Origin of the sequence: Sporomusa rhizae, from assembly GCF_041428845.1 — a bacterium.
GTDB lineage: Bacteria > Bacillota > Negativicutes > Sporomusales > Sporomusaceae > Sporomusa > Sporomusa rhizae.
The window spans coordinates 563,825-589,356 of record NZ_CP156925.1; the positions used below are offsets into that span (position 1 = coordinate 563,825).

A 25,532-nucleotide genomic window follows, 5' to 3' on the forward strand; every position below is an offset into this window, starting at 1 on the left:
TATTTTCTAAATGAGAGGACAACATTATGAATAAAATATCCGAATTAATAATGAAAATTAGAGAGAAAAAAGTAATCTTATGGGTTGGTGCGGGGTTTTCTCTCTATGCGGGTATGCCTTCTGCTTTAACTTTAGTTAATGCTATAATTAATCAAAGCACAGATGAGGAAAAAGATATATTACGAAGCGTTACAAAAACATTGCAAGATGTTTCTGAAGAGTTTGTTTTGCTTCGTTCTGACAATAAAAACGATTTAATAAAAATTCTTGAAAAAGAAATTATGATAAATCCTAAAGATTTATCCATTCATGAAATGCTACGACAAATACCTCAAATTAATGAAATTATCACAACTAATTATGACACTTTATTCGAACAAGCCTATAAGGACAAGCTAATAGTTATTCCCAATAGTTTTCTTTTGCCATTTTCGACTGATGTACATAAAGTAAGACTATATAAAATTCACGGTGATTTTTCATATCCTGAGTCCATTATTATCACAAAAACAGATTATGTAAACCATTTTGCTTTTCAACAAGATGAGCCGATATGGTCTATCGTAAAATCTTTTTTGGCGAAATATTCCATATTATTTATAGGATACTCTTTGGAGGACGAAAATGTTAAAAGTATATTTTCCGCTATAGATGATAAACTCGGTGGATTTCGCAACAAATGCTATTTTGTAAGTCCACGACTGCCAAAACACAGACAAGATTACCTGGCTAAAAAGAACATAGAATATATTAATATGACGGGTGAAGAATTTATACCCATAATACATAAAGAAATACAAAAACATATGATTGAGGATTTACAAAGAGGATATTTACATCATACTGATGTATGTCATATTTTACACGAATATAATATTGATGCCAATTTTAATATACAAAGTGATGGAACTTTATACTTGGAATCTGTTCAATGTGCTGACTCAGCAATAAAAGGTAGTATCAAATTTAACAATGATAATCAGTTACCAATGGAAGATTTACAAGCATTCATGCATGGATTGAATTTTAATAGTGTTAAAATAAGCAAAGGTTCAATTTCAAGCCTTAAGACTTATTTAAAAGGTTTTGAATTACCAATAGTGAATGATGTGGAAAATGTAGAATTAGAATTAAAAGCAATTCCGAAGAAAACATTTGAATGCTCTTTTTTGCTGAAGAACAGCGGACAAGCTTTAAATCATATTCAAGGTAATATTTATTGCTCTCCATACTTAATACAATTGGACTTTGACCACAAATATGTTTTGCTTTCATATAAACTTAAAGTTATGGACGGTGGTGATACTGATTTTAATTTTGAAACTGCCACTAATATAGATGTTATAGAAGCTAAACAAATTTATAGTTTCATAAATGAATGGCTACAGGGAGACGAAATTATAATTTTATGTAACGACGGTACTAAGATACCTAGCATACCTTCTCCAACAGAAGTGGCAGACGACTTAAAAAATAAAGTGAAGTATTTGTCACGTTTTTATTCAGATTTATTTGAAATTCAAAAGTATTTTGGCGTAGTTTTCGATGCTATCAATGAAATAACTGAGAACGATTTAAATAACATGAGTTATATATTAGCCGCTATAAGAAAGAATACGCTTACATTAAATAACTTAACAATGAAGATTACACCTTCTATTGATGATTTTGAAAGTATTATTTCAGAAGACGGATTTGCAGTAAAGTTTGTTATGAAAGAGCCAAAGCCAATACAACTATTTGGAAAGATATTTACTTTACAGGAAGGTCAGGTTAATTGTAATGATGCTTATGTAATTAATAAAACGGAAGTAATAGAGTTTTATAGACGTGGTGAAATACCAATACCTTTGGTGTTAGGGAGCAAAGGAAATGGATTGAATTTCACATGGATAGCTTAAAAAAACAGTCATGGAAATTGCCCACTAAAATTGATAAATTTGAAAACGTGCTTTTCAATGAAGCAGAGAAAGATTTACCTTCACATCTTCGGATTCATTGTGTCAAACGTTTGGAAATGCTTTATTCCCCTTTGTCATTCCAAGTCGAGTTAATTACACTAGTTGAATGTTTAATTTGGGAAGGATATAAAGGAAGGAACCCATATTCTACTAATAATATTTTGAAATTTCGGCAAGATAGATTTCTTGACTTTTACCAAAACGAAAAACTTACAGCATCGGGAGGGACTCTGATTGGTGTTAGCGGGATGGGGAAATCTGTATCTGTTCAACATGCTTTAAGTTCTCTCACACAAGTTTTACATCTAGAAGATGAATTTAAGTATAAAGTTCCACTTAGTCAACTTGTTTGGCTTAATATCGATTGTATTCACGATGGTTCTTTTCGAGGGTTATGCAATCTAATCGTTAATAATGTAGATTATGTCTTGCAAACTGAATATGCGAGTTTATTACCTAAGAAGTGTTCAACTGAAAGATTAGCGACGTTTACCGCAAAAATATTAAGGCTTCATGGTCTTGGCTTATTGGTTATTGATGAAATACAGCATTTGTTACAGGCTTCCGAGCAGGAACAAACAAAAGCTTTGCAGTTTCTATCTCAATTGGTCAATAACATTGGTATCCCAGTCTTATTAATAGGTACACCTAAAGCATATGAGCTTGTATATAAAAAATTTATTCCATCGGTAAGGAGCAGTTGTAAAAAAAATTTAGTTTGGAATCGAGTAGAGCAAGGCTATGATTGGAATAAACTGGTCGAAACATTGTTAAGATTTCAATGGACTATAGAAACTGTGCCTTTTTCATCTGAAATTGTGTGCGTTTTATACCAAGAATCTATAGGAATACCTTGGGTAGCTGTTAAAAGTTACATATTAGCACAGCAACGAGCAATTAACCTCGATATGCCGAGAATCACACCTGAATTAATTAGAGCTGTTATTCGGGAAAATTTGAAACTAATTCAACCAATGCTAGATGCAGTTAAAAGTGAAGAGAATTCTTATAGTTGTGAGGTATCAGATTTAATAATTCCTAATTTGGCGTAATATAGATGGAGCGATGCTATGATTAATGGGTATTTCCCTACTCCATATCCTAACGAAACAGTGTATAGCATTTTAGCCAGGTACTTTCAACGTCTTGAGGGATTTGGTTTTAATCAAGTTATGAACATTATTTACCAAAGTAGTGCTGTTCCTCCTGATGGTTTACCAAATGATATCATAAAGTTTGTAAGTAATACCCCTCTAAAGCATTCTTACACTCCTGGGGAAATTATAGATGGTCATACGCTTTTCAACTTGTATGCAGTGTATTCTGGTAAAGAAATGTTTCAAGAGTTGCACCATAGCATGCTATCTAAGGGGAAAACAGATAAAATTGCTTTTGCGGGACTTGACTATGACAAAGCGAAGCAATGGAATAGTCCACGGTTCTGTCTAAAATGTGCAGAGAAAGATACTGAATTATATGGGGAGCCATACTGGCATCGGGAACACCAGATTCCAGGAATAAAAGTATGTCCTCATCATAGGGAAATAACTTATGATGTCGAGGCGGCTGGGGTTGTGGATAATTCTGGGAAACGACGAGGCTTTGTGGCACTAGATGCATCAATGTTGGATAAAAAGTATACAATAGAAAAATTCCCCATTGCGAGTAAAGAATTTCTCGAAAAACATTGTCGACTTGCCATTAATGCATGGAGCGTCTTAAATTGTAATGATATTTTTGAATTGGAATCCGTAAAACAAAAGTATCAAGCAAGACTTATGGAGTTGGGGTACAGTTGGGAAGGAGCCAGAAAACAAATTGAAAGACTTCGAATGGATTTTTCCCACAATTATGGTGAGGCGTTTTTAAAAGATATTGGTTGTACTATCGAAGAGGGAGTACAAAATTGGCTTATAAAAACGTTAAGGGGAAAGTGTTTTAGACATCCTATTAAGCAGTTGTTGGTTACTGAATTTTTGTTTGGAACTTTTGAAGAATTCCAGAAAGCAGATTTGGAGTATAAACCCTTTGGAGATGCCCCTTGGGTTTGTTTAAATCCTTTAGCTGACCATTATCACAAAAGTGTTATTGAAAAATGTACTTTAAAAAAATCGAATAACATTCGGTATGGGGTATTCTCATGTGGGTGTGGGTTTGAATATACTCGGCATATTGGGACAGTTGATAAATACCAGTATCGAACCATTCTTACCTATGGTCACGTATTTGAAAACAAGGTAAAGGAAATTTCAGAGCGTGAACACCTATCGGAAAAACAAGTACTTAAAAAACTCGATATATCGAAGCATCTTGTGAAGAACGGTTTGCCCATAAAAACGCGTACTTATAATATAGACATATCAAAAAAGGAACCATATCGTAAAACTGTTTTATTTCTTTTAGAAAAAAAACCTAATTTAACAAGAAAACAAATTTTTGATGAAGCAACTAAAGAATTTCAATGGCTAAGAAAGAATGATAGAGAATGGTTTGAACATTTTATGCCAGAGGCATCTACGAAACTTCCATCAGAATATAGGAACACGAATTGGGCAGAGCTAGACGTTGCTATGTGCGGTAAAATCACCTCGGCTACTAAGAACATTTTGCAACAGCAGGGAAAGCCTCTTCGTTTAACCAAGGGAAATTTATTAAAAATAGCAAAAGCAGGGACAATTATGAAATATCGTGGTGGTTATCCCAAGTCGCTAGAATTATTAAAGTCGTTGGTTGAATCTCGAAGTGAATATCAAATCAGGTGTGTTAATTGGGCAATAGAGGAGCTTACTAATAAGGGAGAAACAGTTACCGAAGATAGTATTCGGCACATGACAGGTATACGAAAAGACGATTCAACGGAAGTTACACAATTAATAAATACAGTTTGTGTTAGAGATAAAGGGTAGGTAGTGTACAACTTTATTTGTGAATAACAACAGGTTTTATAAAATCATTGTAGTATTAGTAATGTGTTAGTGTACGACTTTATTTGTGTTATCACCGAAAACACTGGTGTTATGTAGCTGAATATTCTTGTGCGATGAAATCGCAGTTCCGGAAACAAGGAAATCATGAGTCCGGAACTGGAAATCATACTTTGGTAGTCCAATGCCTTAATTTATTCGCTTAGTCGTTTATCTAATCCATAAACCTCTCTCATCGATAAATCTTTCGTTGGATCAATGCTTTCGATATTTATCTTGTACGAATCATGAACGATTCGATCAAGAATGGCATCAGCCAGAGGTGAAGCATCACCGCCAAGTTGATCATACCAACCTTCATGCCTGTATTGAGAACAAAAGATTGTAGATGAACGTTTTCTTCGTCGATGAAGGAGTTCGAAAATGTCCTTTGCTTCATTTTGAGTAGGTTTCAAAAGTAGCCATTCATCAATTATCAGAAGAACGGGATTAGAGTATTTCATCATTACTTTTTTATAAGTGCCTTCATCCCTTGCATGTTCGAGATCTAGAAGTAGATCCGGCAGACGAACATACTGTGTTTTGTAGTAATGCTTACAGGCTTCCATGCCAAAGGCATTGGCAAGATATGTTTTACCACAGCCTGTTGCACCAGTGATGAAAATATTTCTGAATTCTGCGATGTACTCGCAAGTCGCAAGGCGTTTGATCAAATCTTTGTTGATTTTTCGTCCTGATGAATAGTTGATTCCCATAATACTGGCATCCGGTTGCTCAAACTCAGCATTTTTAATGAGGCGATTCAAGCGATTGTTTTTTCTTCTGGTATATTCAATATCAACCACCATGCCCATACGGTCTTCGAAGTCAATCTCCTTCATCTTAGGATCAGAGACTTGTTGCAGATAAGCTTCGGCCATTGCAGTTAAACGCATTTCTATAAGTTTATCAATTGTTGGATTATTTATCATTGCCTTTACCTCCATAGTAATTTGCACCGCGTGTTACGCCATAATTGTTTTTCGGGGGATTCTCTGTGCCTGGTTTTAAGCTCTCTTTAATTCCTGTGGTAAGAATATTTTTGATACTCTTATAACTTGGACTTGCTGTGTAGCTCAAAACTTTCTCACAAGCCGATTCAAGACGTGATTCTGAATGTCTTTCGGCTAACTTGAGTAATCCCATGCAACTTTTATAGGTTTGTTGTTCCACGCGGCTGGAGGATAGGATGGCAATAATGACTTTATGAGTATTAGTCCCAATTTTTTTGGCCCAATGCTTAAAGCGATCTCCATTCCATTCTAGATACTTCTGATGATCCGGCGGCATATGTTCCAGAATAGTATTGTATTGCCCCTTGCGGCCGTAAAGGCGTTTATGAGATGCAATACGATTGTGATTGTAAAAGATTTCTAAGACTCTATCAGTTACCCTCACATCGACTTTGAGTTTGATGTATTCATATGGAACAGAATATAGCATTCCTTCGAGTGATATGTGATAATTAAACTGAACGGTGGCTTGTTTCCAGTCCGCCAGTTCGTAAAAGGTAGCTGGTAGGGGGCTTAGGAAAGGCAACTCTTCGTGGTGGAAGAGGCTCCATCTGCTACCTTCTTTCTTTTGAAAAGTTCTTAAGTTAAATGCTTCGAGTTTTTCTCGGATTGCAGCATTAAGTTCATCCAAAGAGAAGAATTGTTCATTTCTAAGCGCAGCGGTTATCCATGTGGAAATGTTGCCAACAGTACCTTCAACATTTGCTTTATCTTTAGGTTTTCTAATCCTAGCTGGAATAATGGCAGTGCCATAATGTTCAGCCATTTCATGATAAGTTACATTAAGTTTAGGTGTATACCAATCTTTTGTATGAACTACAGCAGTTTTGCAGTTATCTGGAACAAGAATTTTTGCAACACCGCCGAAGTAGTTGTACATATGGACATGAGCCGTAATCCAAGCACGCTGCTTTTCATTGATAAAAGCCTCCACATAGGCGTACTGGCTATATGTCATAACACCGACAAAAAGATAAGCTTCAGTAACCTCACCAGTATCAGGATCAATAATCTTTGCTGGATCTCCAGCCCAATCTACTTCGACCTGTTCAGCTGGTTTGCGGCTAATATGCATCGTAGCACGACGTTTTTGCTCATCTTGCAAAAGGTAATGGCAGAACTGCGAGTACATAAGCGGTTCATCGCCGTTTAGTCGGCAGTCTTCTAAATATTCAGTCCATAATAATTTTTTACTTACACCATTTTTAAGCAATTCCTTACGAGTGTGGACTAAATCGGGGAGTCGTTTATTCCCAAAGTTTTTCTGTTCTTTTGGAAACATCAAATTTTCCAAAGATTTGTCGGTCATTGATTCGTCTAAAGGCCATGATATTCCTAGCTCTTTAGCACGGCGTTGAATCTTTACGACAGTTTTCTGAGCAACACCACAACTTTGCATGATATTACGTTGTGAGAATCCTAGGCTTGTCAGCCTAAGGATTTCTCTGTACTTGGTCATAAATTTGACCCTCCTAATAATGAATTTACATCATTCGATGTATAAATTCATTATAGGACAAGCAATTATTGATTTCTGTTTGCCGGTATGTTGATTTCCATTTAGTCGGTATACTGATTTCCAATCACCGGTCAGGTGATGACTTTGAGACCGGAATACTCAGCTCGATAGTGTACAACTTTATTTGTTCAGTACATTTAAATGTAAAGGAAGTATAACCTTCTGTCGAAGAAGGTTATACTTCCTTTTTCAATATATGATATTAGTCGCAACCAAAAAGAAAAATAACTATCTTCCACCTCCGTCTTAGCCGAATGGAAAAAGTAATTGCAAATGAAAAGTAAAAATTTACTTTTACATCTCGCATAAATCGGTTATAATAAACATAGGTTAATACAGCAAAACGCCCTGCTGGTAACAGAGCGTTTTGGCTTAGGAATACTGGAGGCTACTTGAGCCAAACAGTGATTGCCACTGGTTTAAGCAAGATTATCGTGAGCGCGATAATCAACCAGACAATCACTCGTGGAGAAATCCACATAGCGTCACCTCCTGTATTCAGTTTAGGACAGAGGAGCTATCTCTGTCCTATTTAATTATAGCTGATTTTTATCAATAATAGCTGTCAAATTTGACCAATAAAGTAACTACCCTCTCGGATATTCCGGGGGGGTTTATACTATATTAAATGAATTACATATAATTCGCCTTATGCGGGAAGAGGGAATCCAAATGGCTTTCGAGCGTGAACAACTATTACATAAGCTAAACTCCCAAATAAGAGTAACCGGTCACATCATTGGTGTTGCCGTTGGAGCCGGATTAACCGCTAAGTATGCCGTGAAAGGCGGAGCCGATATCCTTCTCGCTCTAAACTCCGGACGTTTCCGGCAAATGGGGCAAAGCTCTTTAGCAGGCTGGCTGCCTTATGCTAACTGCAATGAAATGGTGATGGAATTTGGTATGAAAGAGATCATTCCAATAGCCAAAGAAAGTCCTGTAATTTTTGGACTCAATGCGACCGATCCAACGATAGACCTTGATCAATATATAGACATAATAAGGGCTAATGGCTTTTCTGGTATCAATAATTTTCCTACTATAGGCATGTTCGACGGACTATTCCGGGAAGCACTGGAGGAAAGTGGTATTACCTTTCAAACCGAAGTTGAGGCAATACGTATTGCCCATCGCAAAAACTTATTTACCTTGGCTTTTGTATTTGATGTCCAACAGGCAGTGGATATGTTGCAGGCCGGAGCTGACCTAATCTGCGCTCATTTCGGGCTTACTAAGGGAGGAGTTACCGGCGCTAAGAAGGTTTTGTCTTTGCAGGCAGCCAAAGTTATTGCCGATGAAATTTTTCATGTTTGCGATGAATTAGGCAAAGATACTATTAAAATGATCTATGGCGGACCTGTAAAAACACCGCTTGATCTGAATTTTATGTATAATAACACCGCAACCATGGGATATATCGGTGGTTCCTCGTTTGAAAGAATACCGTCGGAGGATGCGATAACCAATATAACCAGAGCATTTAAACAAACAGGCTATCTTGCGCAAGATGAGCTGCTTGTAAAAATGATTGAAGGTGTTAAACATCACTATGATTATGTGGAGTTCATTAAAGAATATATTGCGATCAATTACATGCATGAAATATTATTTTCCGATCTTGCTAACGTGGCTCATATTTCCCGTTCACATTTAAGTTGTTTATTCAGGAAAGAAGTGGGGCGGACCTTTCCGGAGTATTTAGCGCAGTTTAGGATAAGTAAAGCCAAAGAAATTATGAAGATCAATAATATCAAATTGAATGAAGTAGCAAATATGGTCGGATTTAAAGATTATGCACATTTTAGCAAAACATTTAAGAAACTAACCGGTATGTCTCCTGAAACCTACAAACAGAACATAAAAACATGAACATATGACAAACATACATGTAAGTAATGACGAAAAAATAGTATTATTTAATTAGTGGGAAAATTCCGCCACAAAAAAGGGATTAGGAGTGGTTAGTATGAAAACAGTTGCTATTGCCGGTACCTTTGACTCGAAATCTCTAGAATTAAGTTATATTCAAGAGATTATCCACGGCTTGGGCTTAAAAACTTTCTTGATTCATACTGGTGTTTTTGAACCAAAACTGGCGGTTGATGTATCCAATGAGGAGATAGCCAGTATGATAGGGGCCGATATTAAGGAAATAGCAGCAAGAAAAGACCGAGCTACAGCAACCGATGTACTTTCCAGAGGGCTGGAGAAGTTGCTGCCTCAACTCTACGCGGCAGGCAAATTCGATGGGATAATTTCCTGTGGTGGCAGCGGCGGGACTTCACTGGTTACTCCCGGCATGCGGGCGCTGCCGGTCGGTGTTCCGAAAGTTATGGTTTCCACAGTGGCCGCCGGTGATGTATCAATGTATGTAGGAACCAGTGATATTTTTATGTACCCGTCCATTGTTGATGTGGCAGGCTTAAATTCTATCTCCACCAAGATTTTTACCAATGCGGCATTAGCTATTGCCGGAATGGTAAAATTTGAAGTTAATAAAGCCGTAGAAAAGAAACCATTGATTGCGGCTTCCATGTTTGGTGTGACGACACCATGTGTTAATCAGGCTAGAGAATTCCTGGAACGTCAAGGCTACGAAGTTTTGGTTTTCCACGCTACAGGTGCAGGTGGAAAAGCTATGGAAGGGTTGATCAAAGACGGCTATTTTGCAGGTGTGTTTGATGTCACGACAACCGAATGGTGTGATGAACTTATGGGTGGCAACATGGCGGCGGGAGAGCGAAGACTGGAAGCGGCGGCTTTGAAAGGTATACCGCAAGTAGTGTCGGTCGGTGCTTTAGACATGGTTAATTTCGGACCAATTACCTCTGTTCCGGAAAAATACACGGGACGTAATTTTTATAAGCATAACCCTACCGTTACATTGATGCGAACAACTATTGATGAAAATAGACAACTGGGCTTAGCCATTGCAGAAAAGCTGAATATGTGCCAATCTAAGGCGGCATTACTTCTTCCGCTGAAAGGAGTATCTATGATTGATGCTTCCGGCCAGCCGTTTTATGGCCCGGAAGAGGATGCCATGTTATTTAATACTCTGAAAAAGAGTATTACCAATCCCCTGGTTGAAATTCTTGAAATTGATGCCAATATTAATGATCCTGCATTTTCGGACGCAGCCGCCAACAAATTAATTGAATTGTTAAAAAACGGAAATAAATAGGAGGAATGTGTTATGTTGCAAACCAGAAGTGAAATCCTAAAAAAATTAAAAGCGGAAATTGCAGCCGGTAAAATTATTGTCGGGGCAGGTGCCGGCGCAGGAATATCGGCAAAAAGCGGCGAAGCCGGCGGTGTTGATCTCATCATAATTTACAACTCCGGAAAATACAGAATGGCCGGGCGAGGCTCTCTTGCCGGATTGCTCTCTTATGGGGATGCTAATCAAATCGTTGTGGAAATGGGCAGGGAAGTACTGCCTGTGGTGAAACATACGCCGGTTTTAGCCGGTGTATGTGGAACAGATCCATTTCGTATTATGGAAGTATTTTTGAAGGAGTTAAAAGCGCAAGGGTTTGCCGGTGTTCAAAACTTCCCGACGGTCGGACTTATAGATGGCGTGTTCCGCCAAAACCTCGAAGAAACCGGTATGGGCTATGACCAGGAAGTGGAAATGATCAAAAAAGCTCATGAACTTGATCTGGTTACGTCACCTTATGTGTTTGACACCGAGCAAGCTATCAAGATGGCTAAAGCCGGGGCTGATATTCTTGTCGCCCATATGGGATTAACCACTAAAGGAACAATTGGTGCAAAAACAGCATTAACACTTGATGATTGTGTGACTAAAGTGCAAGCGATTTGTGACGCAGGTAAAGCAGTTAACCCAGATATCATTGTCTTATGCCATGGTGGTCCCATTGCCGAACCGGCAGATGCTCAATATGTTCTTACCAAAACGCATAATGTAGAGGGGTTCTTTGGCGCTTCCAGCATTGAACGGTTTGCAACCGAAGTAGGAATTAAACAACAAACGGAAGCTTTTAAGGCGATAAAAAAATAGAAAAATGCCCCGGTGTGTTTGCCGTGAACTAAAAAAGCACCGATGACTTATTGCAGGTCGTCGGTGCTTTTTCAAATTCTGTTCGGAATTAAAAAGTTACAAACCATGCTTCTTTTGCGCAGGACGAAAATATTTCTATAGTTGGAGTTCATTTTAAACTAATAGACACGTCAGAAGTTGAAAACGACAGTTTAGCCTTGACTTTATGCCTGTCGGGAAGTAGAAGTATAAAATAAAGAATTTTCCGTCTATAATGACATTGTGACTCATGTAACTAATTGGGAAAGGACATGTACCCCTTGGTATAAAAGATGTCTAGCTGCCCTAATATGTATATTATTTTAGTTTCCCGTTGGGAATGCATGAGTTGACCATACTTCGAAAGGAGAGTTTTTATGGACGGAAAAAAGTACCCTAATCGGTGGCTCATTGCTTTAGCGGGAATTGTTATGCAAATCTGCCTCGGCACAGTTTATGGGTGGAGCGTATTTACGAAGCCGTTGATGGCGGCACACAATTGGAGTAACTCTGATGTTACGTTAACTTTTACGATTGCAATTGGGTGTTTAGCGATATCAAGCGCAATAGGTGGCTATATTTTGGATACTAAAGGTGCACGCATAGTAGCTACAATGGGCGGTGTTCTCTTTGGTATAGGCACACTTATAACCGGATTTGGTGACCAAATTGGTTCACTTGGAGTGATATATCTTGGTTATGGTCTTGTTTGTGGATTAGGTCTCGGCTTTGGATATATCACACCTATAGCTACATTAGTTAAATGGTTTCCAGACAAACGCGGCCTTATTACTGGATTAGCAGTAATGGGATTTGGTCTTGGGTCATTATTACTTACTATGCTTTCTCCTGGAATGATTGCTAGTATGGGTACCGCTATGACATTTTATATCTTTGGAGGTATTTTTCTTGTAGCCGTAACTGCAGCAGCACAGTTAATGATTGAGCCGCCGGCTGACTATGTGCCTGAGGGGTGGATACCACCGGCTGGGAGCAAAGCTTCAGCGGGTATGACTTTGGGAGAAGCAATTCATTCGAAATACTTCTACTTACTATGGGCAATGTTATTTTTAAATATTACTGCTGGAATAGCGTTAATTTCTCAGGCTTCGCCTATGGCACAAGACCTCATGCCAAGTACAATGAGTGCTGCTGAAAAGGCAAAACAAGCGGGGGCTATTCTTGGGATCTTTGCGATCATCAATGGTTTAGGCAGACTATTCTGGGCGTCTGTGTCAGATAAAATAGGCCGCCGTACAGTCTTTTTTATTCTGTTTGGTACACAGGCGGTTGCTTTCTATTTCCTCTCCAGTGTTGGCGATATGATGATGTTTACTATTGTTTGCTCCTATATTTATGCCTGTTACGGTGGTGGATTTGCTACTATGCCGGCTTATGCTGCAGACGTATTTGGAACAAAGTACGTAGGAAGGATTTACGGTTGGATGTTGACTGCCTGGGGAGCCGCCGGTATTATGGGCCCTATGCTTTTTGCTAGTATTCGTCAGTCATCAGGCAACTATAGCCAAGCATTGGTTATTACTTCCGTAACACTAGTAGTGGCATTGATTTTGCCGGTTTTGGCCGCTCCTCCTAAAACAAACGCAATTCAGACTAAGATTACTAAAGGATAAGACTTTAAGGATATTAGAAAATTTTTCAAATAAAAAAAAGGAAGTATGGCCTTATGTTGAGGCCATACTTCCTTTTTTTACTACTTCGCTAATTCGTAGATGGCATGGGCATATATTTTTGCGTTAAGTATTAAATCTTCGATTGTCATGTGCTCGTCAGGTTGGTGGCAATAGTCTTTCTTACCAGGAAAATTTGGGCCAAAGCCCACGATATTCGGTAGAGTCTTTGCGTAAGTGCCGCCGCCGGTGGCGATGGGGTCGACGTGAATCCCGGTTTGTTCGGTAAAAACGCGGGAGAGAGTTTGGATTAAGGGATGATCCTTCGGGTAGTATAGTGGATTGGTATTGGTGATGTTGTCTACCTCGATACCGCTTCCATTAAAGTTTTTTTCCACAGGGGCGATTAGTTGATCAAACTTACAAGTAACCGGGTAACGCACATCGCAGGTGATGCTGGCCTGATGCTCATTAACGTCGATAATGCCGACATTTAGAGTCAGACTGCCGGAAGGCTCATCCGAAAATCCTATGCCCAGGGAATGACCGTTTATTTCATTACCGATGTAGTGATGAATGGCATTGATATAAGCGGCAATATCGCCGCTAAGGTCGCAGGCCGCCAAGCACGCAACCAACTGGGTAATGGCGTTCTTGCCCAACTGGGGCCGGCTAGCGTGGGCGGACACGCCATGGGACTGAATAAGTACTGTATTACCGTTTGCGGTTGCTTTGATATTGACGCTGCTTGTCCGGGCGAATTCAGTGCAGGCCTTGAGGACTGCGTCGGGAGAACTGGCTTCCAGGGTCGCTTCAGCATAACCGCAGACAATATTGGGGCGTTCGCCGCCCTTAATCCGTTTAACGCGGACTGATCCATCGCTTATGGGATTTAATTTTTTGGTTGGGGCAAACCGCATAATACCTTTTTCGGCATAAATAACAGGATAATCGGCGTCCGGCGTGAATCCGGCGACCGGGGGCTTCTCGGTTTTAAGGTAGTGGGAGATTTCATTACATCCAGTTTCTTCGTTGGTGCCGAAGAGGATACGTACCCGCTTGGACAGTTTCAAGCCGGCGACCTTAATCGCTTTTAACCCATATAATGCGGCAAGAGTAGGGCCCTTGTCATCTACTACGCCGCGGCCGTATATTTTGCCCTCATGGATCTCGCCGCCGTACGGCGGGTACTTCCAGCCGCTTCCTTCAGGAACGACATCAAAATGGCCCAGAACTGCCACATAATCTTCCCCGGACCCGTATTCGGCGTAACCAACATAACCGTCTAGGTTGCGGGTAGTAAAGCCCAGACCGGTCGCGAGACCAAGAATATGCGACAAGGCCAGAGCGACCTTTGGACCGTACGGCATTTCTTCAGTTGGGTCTCCTTCGACACTCCGGAGTTGAACTGTCTGCTGCACGGCAGCAACCAGTTCATCACGTAGACTGTCAACTTTCTCGTTTAAGTTGTCCATAGTATAAACCCCTTTCCTTCTTCCAATTTAAGAGATATATTACACAATCTTCCATGAAAAAAGTCAAATTCCTGCCTAAAGGGTGGTTGGCTTGCACCCGAAAGGTTAATTTGCTTCCCCTTTTCTCAGATGTGCTTTTTCGGGGGCTAATCATAGGTTATAAATAAATATTAAAATTTTTTAATTTTGAACCCATTACACGTTGGCTGCCATTACGAATGGTATATTTATGCAAGTCGAAATATTCAAGCAACGGCAAAGCTATTTTGCGAGAAGTTTGCAACAAATCACGAAATTCGGCAACATTAATGGTCTGATTCTCTTGAAAATAGAGCTGTAGCTTACCGGCCACTTTTTCGATAGTTTTGTTATATAAATACATATCGCCGATACGGACGAAGGTTCCATCCCCGGTAAATAAATCATAAACCATTTTAGCCTTGTCGCGGGTCAATTGTAATTTCTCGCTTAACAATTCAACATCTATTGTCAGTAATTCGTCAGGTGATATTACCGCTTCAAATTGAGTTCTAATACTCAGCTTCTTGTCGGTATGTTTAGCGGCATATTCGGGCAGGGCAATTTCGCTGCCGTTATTGGTAATGATTTCTGATGGCTGCCAATAGGCAATTAAAAGATTAAACGACTTTTCGTCAAGCCCCATTTTTTGTCTCACGCTTTCCAGCGGCGCACCACCGCGTTCTGGCTGATCGCGATGATAATCGGATAAGAGGCTCTTTAACGTATCGCTCAATTCTTGCAAGGTTTCATTACTCAGATAATAACCGTCCAAAACTTTGATAGCCCCTGCTGCCGTTAACTCACTGAGTATCGTCACTACCTGTTGCTCAAGCAAATAGCCTGAAACCTTTAGTATTTCAGCCTTAGATACCGGCCGCCGGAATTCGCTTACTAAGCGATAGATAATTTGCTTAGTATCATTTGTTCTCAAGGCATCAGCCAGCGACTGACGCGCTGGCCCTAACGTCCTGCTGGGTTGTCCGGGGGCAACCAGCCTTACGCCACCAATCAGGTATTGAGGAGAATATAAGCGGAGAATGCCTCTGTCACCTATAGCTGCGGCCAGGGGAGCCTCTAATATTAGCCTCATATAAGATGGGGCCGCATTTTTAAAGCTATAAAGACGTCCGATATGTTCCCCCGTACCGATGTGCAGTCTCACTCTAGTGCCGCTTTTCACTTCAGAATGCCACTGGGTAATGACATCCCAAGTATCACTTACCTGGCTGTGATCTAACGCGCTTAAAGCCATTCCCCTGTCTACTCTTTCTTTTTTTACCTCAGCCAGATTAATAGCCGCCCGTTGGCCGGCATAAATGGTATCCACTTTTACACCATGGCTTTCCAAGCCTCTTACCCTGGCAACATCATTTGTAGGGTAAATTTGCAACATATCACGGATAGAGACTTGTCCTGTTAATACAGAACCGGTAACAATAACACCAAACCCTTTTGCGGCAAAAACCCGGTCTATCCAAAGTCGGAATGGTGCTTCGGAATCCCTGGGGGTTAGTTGTTCACTCAGTTGTGTTAGTTTCGCTTTTAAATCAGTAATACCCTCGCCGCTGATTGCGGATACACGGCACAGCGGCGTATTCGCTAAAAAGGTTCCCTTCAGCAAATCTTTTATATCCTCTTCTACCATTGCCAGCCATTCTTGATCTACTTTATCTACCTTATTAATAGCAACTACACCATGCCGTACCCCATAGAGCTGCAGCATAGCCAAGTGTTCTCTTGTCTGCGGCATAATTCCCTCATCAGCGGCTACTACTAAAACCGCCAAATCGATGCCGCCAGTTCCCGCCAACATATTTTTTAGGAACCGTTCATGACCTGGCACGTCAACTATACCAGCCAGAATTTTATCATTCAATTGTAAAGACGCAAAGCCTAGTTCGATTGAGATTCCTCGCGCCTGTTCCTCTTTTAAACGGTCGGTATCTGTACCTGTTAATGCTTTTATTAACGCAGTCTTACCATGATCCACGTGACCTGCCGTTCCAATTATCAAATACTTCAATGGCTTACTCCTTAGTATGATATTATTAGATTCACCGGAAAATTGCACCTCGTTCATTATAGTATTGTTTTTTACATTATTTTACCACAAACAAACAAAAGTGTGCTTTTTCTAAAAAAATGTATCTTTACTTACTATTTTTGCATTATTATTACAATTGTCTTATTTTTATAAAAAAGCCAAAGGACTGTTCTAACAGTTTTTTTCTTTTTACCCACAGGAGAATTTCGCCCCCCGCCTGAATCGCTGATTGAAACAATTTCAATTGGAAATACTTTTATTTTCAGGAGGAATATGTAAAATAATATAGAAAAAGGAGATGAAAAATATTTTGATCGAAGTATAATGTGAGGGAGGATTAGTATGAAAGTTTCGACACTATACGCACCCACGTTGAGGGAGATTCCGTCTGAAGCTGAGATTATCAGTCATCAACTTATGCTAAAAGCTGGAATGATCCGTAAAGCTGCGCCGGGAGTATATAATTATTTGCCGTTAGCTTGGCGGACACTGAAAAAGATCATACAAATCTGCCGGGAAGAAATGGATGCCAAAGGCGGGCAAGAACTGATGATGCCAATTATCCAGCCGGCTGAATTGTGGAAAGAAACGGGCCGGTGGACTGTCTATGGGGATGAGATGTTCCGGTTAAAAGACAGGCACTCTAGAGATTTTTGCCTCGGACCAACTCATGAAGAAATTATTACATCACTGGTACGGGCTGATGTTCAATCCTATCGCCAGCTGCCATTAATGTTATATCAAATTCAAGATAAATTTAGAGATGAAATTAGACCCCGGTTCGGTCTAATGCGTGGACGAGAGTTTATCATGAAAGATTTATATTCTTTTGATAAAGATGAAGAAGGTTTAGAGATAAATTATTGGAAAATGTACGACGCATACTGCAAGATATTTGAACGCTGCGGGTTGAGTTACCGTCCGGTTGAAGCTGACTCCGGTGCCATTGGCGGCAGCGGCTCCATTGAATTTATGGTTATCGCCAAATCTGGGGAAGCGGGCATTGCCTATTGTACCGCTTGCGACTATGCTGCCAATGTTGAGCAGGCTGAGCTTAAAGCCATTGAGGTACCGGCTGCCGACGTAAAAGAGTTAGCGCTGGTAAATACGCCAAATTGCCGAACCATGGCTGAAGTGGCAGAGTTTTTGGGCTTTGAGCCTGAGCATGCCATCAAAACGCTGGCTTACATAACGGATAAAGGGCCAATCTTGGCACTGGTTCGCGGTGATCATGAGGTTAACGAGATTAAACTAAAAAATACGTTGGACTGCCTGTTTTTGGCTATGGCCGATGATATTGTTGTAAGAGAGCAAATGGGCAGTGAGGCGGGCTACATCGGACCTATTGGTATTAAAGAAGCCATTATCGTTGCCGATCACACCGTCATGAACATGGTCAATACAGAATGCGGTGGCAACAAACAGGACTTTCATTTTATCAATGTCAATCCTGTCCGGGATTTTAAACCAACAATTGTTGCTGATATCCGGCAAATCAAAGAAGGAGATCCCTGTCCTCACTGTGGAAATCCTGTGGCTACTGCCAGAGGGATTGAAGTCGGTCAGATTTTTAAACTGCAAACCAAGTACAGTAAAGCTCTCAATGCCGTATTTGTTGATGAAACCGGTATTGAAAAACCTATTGTTATGGGGTGCTACGGGGTTGGAGTTTCACGGACTATGGCTGCTTCCATTGAGCAAAACAATGATAAAGATGGCATTATTTGGCCGGCAGCTATTGCTCCCTATCATGTAGTCATAGTGCCTGTTAATAGCAAGGACAACCGTCAAATAGAACTTGCAGAGTCCTTATATAACCAATTAACGGCAGCAGGGGTGGAAGCGGCCTTTGATGATCGCGATGAGCGCCCCGGCGTGAAGTTTAAAGATGCCGATTTAATCGGCTATCCCCTCAGAATTACTATTGGGGCTAAAACCTTAGAAGATAATTTACTGGAATGCAAAATCAGGCGGACTGGTGAAGTTCGGTACTTGAAATTAGAAGGATGCATTAGTGTAATCAAAGATATGCTATTAGAACTCTAAATGATAGTTTGACGACCTCTAAGTTTACAGCTAGATTTTAAAATATTCAAAGATGTATATTGCGAGTAGGAGAAGCGATATGAAAGCTAAGCTAAATATTTTCGAGGAGAAAAGCAAAGAAGATGGCTTGGTCCAAACTCAATGGGCTATTTCTCTGGAAAATATATTAGAAAATATCAATGAAGCTATATGCGTGATCTCTGAAACAGGGATAGTAATTTATTGGAACCGAAGTGCTGAAAAGCTATATGGAATTAAACGGGAACAAATAGTACAAAAGCACATTGAGCTGTTTTTCCCCACTCCCCTTGGCCTTGAAGTGCTTAAGACCGGACAAACCGTTGAGTATGTAGAACATTCCCCAAGAGAAGGATCCAGAATCATTATCAGTGCTATCCCGATCAGAGAAGGAGACAAAATAATCGGAGCTGTTACCATCGACCAGGATGTTACTGAATTTTGGCGACTGCGAAATGAATTGGTAGAAGCAAAACAACGGATTAAGTATTTGGAGTATGCCGAAGGAGAATTCAAAAAGCTACAGGGCTATCAAATTTTTAATAAAATCATCTACCGCAGTAAGAAAATGTATGATTTGATTATGATGGCCAAACGGCTTTCCGAAGCAGAAGCTTCCGTCATGATCATAGGTGAAAGTGGTACAGGCAAAGATTTGTTTGCCCAATCCATCCATATGAGCAGCAGCCGTAAAGAGGAACCATTCGTTGTAGTAGATTGCAGTTCTATACCCCAATCGCTAATGGAAAGCGAATTATTTGGCTATGAACCGGGAGCATTTACCGGAGCGCAAAAAAAGATCAAGCCGGGTAAGTTTGAAATTGCCAATAAGGGTACCGTATTCCTGGATGAAATCGGCGAATTGCCCCTAGATATGCAATCTAAACTTTTACGAGTGCTGGAGAGCGGGGAGTTTTATCGCGTAGGAGGCATCAAGCCAATTAAAGTTAATATCCGGGTTATATCAGCCACCAACCGTGATATGAAGCATATGCTGCAACAGGGAACCTTCCGGCAGGATTTATTTTATCGTCTAAATGTATTTACCCTGAAAATTCCGGGATTACGGGAAAGAATCGATGATATACCGATACTGATCGACCATTATTTAAAAAAACATTCATTGGCCAATAATAAAGCGATAGATAAGATTGCTCCGGAAGTAATGAAGGTACTAATGGATTATCATTGGCCGGGTAATGTACGCGAACTGAAAAACGTAATGGAGCGGTTGGTCATCTTAGCGGACAATAATACTATTTCTGCAAATCTATTGCCCTTGCTGCCGGAAAATTTCTCAAAAGAAACGAGTGGAATAAATGGGACTACTGCACACCAACCTAAATTAAAGCTAGCGGATGTGGTGATGGAGACTGAGAAACAGGCGGTACTAAATGCCTTGGAGGCAACGGGCAATAATAAAGCCAAAGCTGCTAAACTTCTTAATATTCCTAGAAGCAGCTTATATTACAAGCTCGAAAAATTAGGTATTGAGTAAAGTGTTAAAAACATAAGCGTAAATAAAGGCGTCCAACTAACTGACATATGTCGGTTAGTTGGACGCCTTTATTTTTTTTGTGTAGAAAATTGGACTTTTAGGATTTTTGAGGAGGCAGAAGTGTCGAAAATATGACGATTCAGTATTTTAAATGTTAATTAAAAATCGGAAGAAGTGGTTTTGAATGTAAATCTGATAATACATTCATATGACAATTGCAAATATATGTAACTTTAATCCCTGGTTTTTGCCATTTATTAACCCTTAATTACAGTTGGCATGGTTATTGCGTTAATAGTATTAATAATAAACAAAAGGGGGGGTGATAGAAATGAAAAAAAAATATCGCATTGCTTTGAAGCAGCACATTGGCAATGTTAGCATCTCACTTGTTAAGAAAGGCGATATGGTAGAAAAGGGAATGTTAATAGCTACTCCCAATGGTCTTGGAGCCAATATTCATGCCAGTGTCAACGGTAGAGTTTTAGAAGTTACTGATAAGGAAGTAATAATTGAAGCGGATGAAGTTCAGACAGATACCTATCGACCATTAGATGCTACCGGCAGCATTGTCGACATCATCAAAGATGCCGGTATAGTGGGTATGGGAGGAGCAGGCTTTCCCACTCATGTGAAGCTAAGCACTGACTTGCAAGGCGGAATAGTGATCGCCAACGGTGTGGAATGTGAACCTATCCTGGCACACAATATTAAGCAACTAGTTGAAAATCCCAGACTTGCTTATGCTGGTTTGAAATATGCTATGCAGGCTGTAAATGCATCGCGAGGCATTTTTGCCATTAAGGCTAAAAATACTCAGGCTATCAAGTCTCTGAACTCGGTAATTGATGACGAACGTATATCAATTTCCGAATTACCTGATCTCTATCCCATGGGTGAAGAACGGGCTATTATACGCGAAGTTCTCGGAACCTTGCTTAGTCCTGCTGAGTTACCAGTAGCAGCTAAGGCGGTAGTCGCTAATGTTGAAACCCTGGCCAGAATTGCTGAAGCCGTAGATCTGAAAAAACCGGTAATAACCAAGAACATTACAGTTGCCGGTCATCTAAAGCGTGGGCGTGACGCTCAAGTCTTTATGGATGTCCCGATAGGTACTTCTATTAGGGAACTTATAGAAGCTGCCGGCGGTATCGACGGCGACTATGGCGAGATCGTTTTAGGCGGGCCTTTCACCGGGCAAAGTGCCGCTATTGACGATGTTATTATCAAAACCAGCGGCGGCATCCTGGCTACGGTACCACTTCCTCACGAAAATCGTAAAATAGGCCTCTTGATCTGTGCCTGCGGGGCTACGGAAACCCGCCTTAGAGAATTGGCGAAAAAAATGGGAGCAGAAGTTGTTGGAGTAGAATCCTGTAAACAAGTCGTTGATGTTCGGGGAACTATGAAGTGTGAGAATCCGGGCAACTGCCCAGGACAAGCTGAAAAGATTCTGAAACTAAAAAAATCCGGTGCCGAAGTTCTGCTTGTGAGTAATTGCAGCGACTGCACTAATACAGTTATGGGAGTCGCCCCTAAGCTGAAACTGCCGGTTTACCATCATACCGACCATGTGTTGCGTTCTGTTAATCATAAGTTGGTACGCAGGCTTAAAATTAACTAATTTGCAAAGGAGGAACAATATGTCTATTACTGCCGAAACTGCTAAACAACATGCCAATGACCCTGCAGTGGTATGTTGTTTGACCACAAAAGGCACAATAATTAGTCCGTCTGACCTTGAAGATCCCGGTATCTTCCCGGATCTTGAGGATTCAGGGTTACTGACAATTTCCGATGACGTGCTCAAGATTGGTCAGGTTATTGGCGCTAAATTACTAAAAGATATTGATGCTTTAACACCGCTTACGGCGAATTTGCTGGAGGGTGTGGTTAATCAAGCACCAGCTTCCACCCCACTAGAGCCCGTAGCCGAAATAATCTCTGGCAGCAGTCAAGCTGCAGCTGCAATGGAAACCTCAGTATCCGGCGGCATGGTGCGAATTCGCATTGAAGAAGGTAAGGGTATCAACCTTGAGTTCCCCACAGTAATGGTTAGTGATGGCGGCATGGTACGTGAGAGCGCTAGTGGCACTTCTGCTGCTTCTGCCATTAAGTGCGAAGACAAAGTAAAGCGAACCTTCACTAAACGTGAATTTGCCGTCAAAAAAGTTGAGCTAGGTGAAAAAACTTCTTTTGCAAACGGTGTTTTAGAAATCAATAAGAACCTTTGCAAAGTTGCAATGCGCAGCGACGAGTTGGTTAAGAAACTTGAAATGGAAATTATCACTCCAGACAATAAACATGTCTTCAGCAATACAATTATGGACGTTGTTCCTGTAGCCGCCAAAGTTGAAGGTCGTCTGGGCGAAGGCGTTACCAACGTATTGAGCGGCATGGTAGTAATTTTGACCGGTCTAGACGAAAGTGGTCTCCAAGTACATGAGTTTGGTTCCTGCGAAGGCTTCATGGATGAGAAGATCCGCTACAACCGCCCCGGTTGTCCTGATGAACAAGATATTATGGTAAAACTTCAGGTAACTATTGCCGCCGGAACAGGAATGGAAAGAAGAGGTCCTTTTGCAGCCCACAAAGCCTGCGACACTATTATTAATGAAATTAGAGAAGTTCTCAAAAAGCTGCCTGCCAGTGAAAGCGTTAATGAAGTAGTGTATAACGACGTTGAACGCACCGGTCGTCCACGGGTAGTGTTGGTTAAGGAAATCATGGGACAGGGAGCAATGCATGACAATGTTATTCTGCCCACCGAGCCGGCTGGTATTTTTGGTGGCCGCCCTAATGTTGATCTTGGTAACGTTCCTGTCGTTTTATCGCCTAACGAAGTACGTGATGGCGGTATCCATGCACTAACCTGTATTGGTCCGGCTTCCAAAGAAAATACCCGCCACTACTTCCGTGAGCCCTTAGTCAATTTAATGGCAAACGATCCGGAAATTAACTTAGTCGGCGTGGTATTTGTCGGCAGTCCCCAGATTAATGAAGAAAAGAGTTATGTATCAGGACGGGTTGGAGCTATCGTTGAAGCACTCGGCGTTGAAGGTGCAATTGTTACTACTGAAGGTTTTGGCAATAACCATATCGATTTTGCCAGCCATATCGAACAAATCGGGCAACGCGGTGTTAGCGTAGTGGGAGTTACTTATTCAGCATATCAAGGAGCCTTGGTAGTTGGTAACAAGTATATGGATAGTATGATCGATCTTAATAAAAATCCGGAAGGCTTTGAATCAGAAATTCTTGGTGATAACACATTATGCCCGGAAGACGCCATTAGGGCACTGGCAATGCTTAAAACTAAAATGGCTGGTGTGCCGATTAAAGCTCCGGCCAGAAAATGGGATCAATCCATTATCGAGGCAAATCAGAAACTAGTGGGGCTGACAAGTAATGGAATATGAATTAAATCCGCGTTTACTAAAAGGCAAACTCGTGGAGATAACTGATGTCGGGGTTAAAATTGCAATTAACGGGCGGCTTGGTGTTTTAAATCTTCCCCTGCGATTTATAATCTCCGATAATAAACTTCAAATCGACGACGAAGTGGAGTTTTATCTGAGTTATGTTCGCGTAAGTCAAAAATAAAAAAACAGGAGGTAAAACAGTGAGTCTAACTATTGTGCAAGGTTTACAATCTGAGATTTACGTACCTATCACACCACCACCAGTTTGGACACCTGTGTCTAAGCCAATTAATGAATGTTCAGTGGCTTTTATTACTGCGGCTGGTGTACACATCAAATCCCAGACCCCTTTCAGCCTAGCGGGTGATTTTAGTTTTAGAGAAATTCTCTCGTCAACACCATCATCTGAACTGATGGTTACCCATGGTGGCTATGATAACAGCGATGTTAACAAAGACATCAACGCCATGTTCCCTATCGACAGGCTGCATGAGCTAGCAGACGAAGGAGTAATTGGCAGCCTGGCTCCAAAATTCATTGGCTTCATGGGCGGCGGCGGCAATATTCAAAAATTTGAAAATGAGACAGGTCCGGCAATTGCGAAAATCCTGAAAGAGGATAAAGTAGACATCGCATTGCTAACCGCTGGCTGAGGTACTTGCCATCGCTCTGCCGTGATTGTGCAGAGGTCAATTGAAGCAATTGGTATCCCTACTATTATTATTGCGGCATTACCACCTGTTGCCAGACAGCAGGGATCACCGCGCGTTTCGGCACCGTTGGTGCCGATGGGAGCCAATGTAGGCGAACCTCATAATAAGGATATGCAAACAAGTATTCTGAAGGATACTCTTAAAGCCTTGGTAAGTATTGATACCTGCGGTAAAATTGTATCCTTGCCTTACGAATACCGGGCTAAGGTCTAAAACAGATTCTAATCCGGGAAACTCCAGAGTGTCGGAGTTTTCCGGATTACCAAGTTTGGAGATGAGAGTTTGTTGAAGCTCGACGTATCTCAGGCCAAAGGCATAACCATTGATGTGCCGGAAAGATTATTAACTGCCCAAAGACAGCGCACTCAGTCTGCTCCAACGGAAAGCATTCAGCTGGATAACCAACAGACAACAGTTCTAAGAAAACTAATTATTGAAGAGTTTAGTGTAAATAAGGTAACTCTAGGAACCAAAACTGATATAAAAGACAAGACGCTGTATGTGGATCAGAACTTGATTATTCCACTGCTGCGGGAAAACACGTTAGTAAAAAAAGTAACAATTGATATTATTGAGCCGAATTACCGAAATATTCAAACAAATAGCGTTATGGATATAATTCCAATTGCTACTAAGGTATCTGGGAGTATAGGGTACGGTAAAACCCGGTACTTGAGCGGCGTAGTGATATTTTTAACAGGTATCGATGAAGACGGTCGCCAAATTGCAGAATTTGGATCTTCTCACGGCATATTATCTGAAAGAGTTAAATTCGGTATGCCAGGAACGCCAGATGCCAAGGATATTATCCTGCGCATGGATGTCGTCCTTCAAAAGGGCACAGGAATGGAACGTCGTGGCCCGATATCCGCCCACCAATTATGTGATTCTTTTATCGAAACTATTCGCGCGGTGCTGCGTACGTTGCCAGCTAAGGAAGTAGTAAAGACAACAGTATTCGAGGATAAAAGGCGCCGGGGTAAACCCAGAATACTGATTGTCAAGCAGCTGTGCGGTCAGGGAGCCATGCATGACAATATTCTGTTGCCTACTGAACCTGCTGGGGTTCAAGGTGGTAAGTCCATAATTGATTTGGGCAATATTCCGATTATACTGACCCCAAATGAAATAAAAGACGGTGGAATACATTCGTTAACATAGGAGAG

The 25,532-nt window shown here is 40.8% G+C and carries 18 protein-coding genes; 14 read left to right on the forward strand and 4 right to left on the reverse strand.

Going from position 1 to position 25,532, the window contains the following annotated elements:
* Positions 1–26 precede the first annotated feature (26 nt).
* The 3 genes from SRRS_RS02610 to SRRS_RS02620 are packed head-to-tail and all read left to right on the forward strand — an operon-like array spanning position 27 to position 4,867.
* Entirely contained in the window at positions 27–1,901 is a 1,875-nt protein-coding gene (locus tag SRRS_RS02610) for an SIR2 family protein (RefSeq protein ID WP_371365964.1), read from the forward strand.
* Positions 1,889–3,013, forward strand: coding sequence for an ATP-binding protein (locus SRRS_RS02615; protein WP_371365966.1), 1,125 nt, complete (start codon positions 1,889–1,891; stop codon positions 3,011–3,013). The genes SRRS_RS02610 and SRRS_RS02615 overlap by 13 nt, the downstream gene beginning before the upstream one ends.
* A gap of 18 nt (positions 3,014–3,031) precedes the next feature.
* Positions 3,032–4,867: a TnsD family Tn7-like transposition protein gene (locus tag SRRS_RS02620; RefSeq protein WP_371365968.1), complete on the forward strand. Its 1,836-nt coding sequence runs from the start codon at positions 3,032–3,034 to the stop codon at positions 4,865–4,867.
* Positions 4,868–5,079: 212 nt separating this feature from the next.
* On the opposite strand, the gene istB is transcribed toward SRRS_RS02620, so the two are convergent.
* Both istB and istA read right to left on the reverse strand, forming a co-directional pair.
* The gene (istB, locus tag SRRS_RS02625; RefSeq protein ID WP_371363668.1) at positions 5,080–5,856 is read right to left on the reverse strand and encodes an IS21-like element helper ATPase IstB; all 777 of its coding nucleotides are present in this window, start codon (positions 5,854–5,856) and stop codon (positions 5,080–5,082) included.
* Positions 5,846–7,396, reverse strand: a complete 1,551-nt coding sequence (istA, locus tag SRRS_RS02630) for an IS21 family transposase (protein WP_371363667.1) — start codon at positions 7,394–7,396, stop codon at positions 5,846–5,848. Before istA ends, istB begins: the two co-directional genes overlap by 11 nt.
* A 732-nt stretch (positions 7,397–8,128) precedes the next feature.
* On the opposite strand from istA, the gene SRRS_RS02635 reads away from it, so the two are divergent.
* From SRRS_RS02635 to SRRS_RS02650, 4 genes are all read left to right on the forward strand, one after another.
* Positions 8,129–9,325: a phosphoenolpyruvate hydrolase family protein gene (locus tag SRRS_RS02635; RefSeq protein WP_371365970.1), complete on the forward strand. Its 1,197-nt coding sequence runs from the start codon at positions 8,129–8,131 to the stop codon at positions 9,323–9,325.
* A 97-nt stretch (positions 9,326–9,422) separates the two neighbouring features.
* Entirely contained in the window at positions 9,423–10,640 is a 1,218-nt protein-coding gene (locus tag SRRS_RS02640; RefSeq protein ID WP_371365972.1) for a Tm-1-like ATP-binding domain-containing protein, read from the forward strand.
* A 12-nt stretch (positions 10,641–10,652) separates the two neighbouring features.
* Complete coding sequence (locus SRRS_RS02645; protein WP_371365973.1) at positions 10,653–11,480, forward strand: phosphoenolpyruvate hydrolase family protein; 828 nt, start codon at positions 10,653–10,655, stop codon at positions 11,478–11,480.
* Positions 11,481–11,875: 395 nt separating this feature from the next.
* Positions 11,876–13,132 (forward strand): OFA family MFS transporter, encoded by a 1,257-nt coding sequence (locus tag SRRS_RS02650; RefSeq protein WP_371365975.1) that lies wholly within the window; start codon positions 11,876–11,878, stop codon positions 13,130–13,132.
* Positions 13,133–13,212: 80 nt separating this feature from the next.
* Here the strand turns inward: SRRS_RS02650 and pepV are convergent, their stop codons facing one another.
* Positions 13,213–14,604 carry a dipeptidase PepV gene (pepV, locus tag SRRS_RS02655; protein WP_371365977.1) on the reverse strand — a complete coding sequence of 464 codons (1,392 nt, stop codon included), beginning with the start codon at positions 14,602–14,604 and terminating at the stop codon, positions 13,213–13,215.
* Positions 14,605–14,761: 157 nt separating this feature from the next.
* On the reverse strand, positions 14,762–16,648 hold the full coding sequence (gene selB, locus SRRS_RS02660; protein ID WP_371365978.1) for a selenocysteine-specific translation elongation factor: 1,887 nt from the start codon (positions 16,646–16,648) through the stop codon (positions 14,762–14,764).
* 363 nt (positions 16,649–17,011) lie between these two features.
* Between selB and SRRS_RS02665 the strand changes: the two genes are divergently transcribed.
* The 7 genes from SRRS_RS02665 (at position 17,012) to SRRS_RS02695 (ending at position 25,527) form a co-directional block, all read left to right on the forward strand.
* Positions 17,012–18,715 (forward strand): proline--tRNA ligase, encoded by a 1,704-nt coding sequence (locus SRRS_RS02665; RefSeq protein WP_371365980.1) that lies wholly within the window; start codon positions 17,012–17,014, stop codon positions 18,713–18,715.
* A 79-nt stretch (positions 18,716–18,794) separates the two neighbouring features.
* Complete coding sequence (locus SRRS_RS02670; RefSeq protein WP_371365981.1) at positions 18,795–20,231, forward strand: sigma-54 interaction domain-containing protein; 1,437 nt, start codon at positions 18,795–18,797, stop codon at positions 20,229–20,231.
* Between the two features lie 331 nt (positions 20,232–20,562).
* The gene (prdC, locus tag SRRS_RS02675) at positions 20,563–21,855 is read left to right on the forward strand and encodes a proline reductase-associated electron transfer protein PrdC (RefSeq protein WP_371365983.1); all 1,293 of its coding nucleotides are present in this window, start codon (positions 20,563–20,565) and stop codon (positions 21,853–21,855) included.
* Between the two features lie 19 nt (positions 21,856–21,874).
* Positions 21,875–23,650 carry a D-proline reductase (dithiol) proprotein PrdA gene (prdA, locus tag SRRS_RS02680; RefSeq protein WP_371365984.1) on the forward strand — a complete coding sequence of 592 codons (1,776 nt, stop codon included), beginning with the start codon at positions 21,875–21,877 and terminating at the stop codon, positions 23,648–23,650.
* The gene (locus SRRS_RS02685; RefSeq protein ID WP_371365986.1) at positions 23,640–23,834 is read left to right on the forward strand and encodes a CBO2463/CBO2479 domain-containing protein; all 195 of its coding nucleotides are present in this window, start codon (positions 23,640–23,642) and stop codon (positions 23,832–23,834) included. The genes prdA and SRRS_RS02685 overlap by 11 nt, the downstream gene beginning before the upstream one ends.
* A gap of 19 nt (positions 23,835–23,853) precedes the next feature.
* Positions 23,854–24,579, forward strand: a complete 726-nt coding sequence (prdB, locus tag SRRS_RS02690) for a D-proline reductase (dithiol) protein PrdB (protein ID WP_371365988.1) — start codon at positions 23,854–23,856, stop codon at positions 24,577–24,579.
* A 69-nt stretch (positions 24,580–24,648) separates the two neighbouring features.
* Positions 24,649–25,527 carry a glycine/sarcosine/betaine reductase component B subunit gene (locus SRRS_RS02695; protein ID WP_371365990.1) on the forward strand — a complete coding sequence of 293 codons (879 nt, stop codon included), beginning with the start codon at positions 24,649–24,651 and terminating at the stop codon, positions 25,525–25,527.
* Positions 25,528–25,532: the final 5 nt, after the last annotated feature.

Excerpts from the sequence above, each read along its gene's own strand:
- SRRS_RS02610 (WP_371365964.1), top strand. The coding sequence starts at position 27 with ATGAATAAAATATCCGAATTAATAATGAAAATTAGAGAGAAAAAAGTA.
- SRRS_RS02615 (WP_371365966.1), top strand. The coding sequence starts at position 1,889 with ATGGATAGCTTAAAAAAACAGTCATGGAAATTGCCCACTAAAATTGAT.
- SRRS_RS02620 (WP_371365968.1), top strand. The coding sequence starts at position 3,032 with ATGATTAATGGGTATTTCCCTACTCCATATCCTAACGAAACAGTGTAT.
- istB (WP_371363668.1), bottom strand. The coding sequence starts at position 5,856 with ATGATAAATAATCCAACAATTGATAAACTTATAGAAATGCGTTTAACT.
- istA (WP_371363667.1), bottom strand. The coding sequence starts at position 7,396 with ATGACCAAGTACAGAGAAATCCTTAGGCTGACAAGCCTAGGATTCTCA.
- SRRS_RS02635 (WP_371365970.1), top strand. The coding sequence starts at position 8,129 with ATGGCTTTCGAGCGTGAACAACTATTACATAAGCTAAACTCCCAAATA.
- SRRS_RS02640 (WP_371365972.1), top strand. The coding sequence starts at position 9,423 with ATGAAAACAGTTGCTATTGCCGGTACCTTTGACTCGAAATCTCTAGAA.
- SRRS_RS02645 (WP_371365973.1), top strand. The coding sequence starts at position 10,653 with ATGTTGCAAACCAGAAGTGAAATCCTAAAAAAATTAAAAGCGGAAATT.
- SRRS_RS02650 (WP_371365975.1), top strand. The coding sequence starts at position 11,876 with ATGGACGGAAAAAAGTACCCTAATCGGTGGCTCATTGCTTTAGCGGGA.
- pepV (WP_371365977.1), bottom strand. The coding sequence starts at position 14,604 with ATGGACAACTTAAACGAGAAAGTTGACAGTCTACGTGATGAACTGGTT.
- SRRS_RS02665 (WP_371365980.1), top strand. The coding sequence starts at position 17,012 with ATGAAAGTTTCGACACTATACGCACCCACGTTGAGGGAGATTCCGTCT.
- SRRS_RS02670 (WP_371365981.1), top strand. The coding sequence starts at position 18,795 with ATGAAAGCTAAGCTAAATATTTTCGAGGAGAAAAGCAAAGAAGATGGC.
- prdC (WP_371365983.1), top strand. The coding sequence starts at position 20,563 with ATGAAAAAAAAATATCGCATTGCTTTGAAGCAGCACATTGGCAATGTT.
- prdA (WP_371365984.1), top strand. The coding sequence starts at position 21,875 with ATGTCTATTACTGCCGAAACTGCTAAACAACATGCCAATGACCCTGCA.
- SRRS_RS02685 (WP_371365986.1), top strand. The coding sequence starts at position 23,640 with ATGGAATATGAATTAAATCCGCGTTTACTAAAAGGCAAACTCGTGGAG.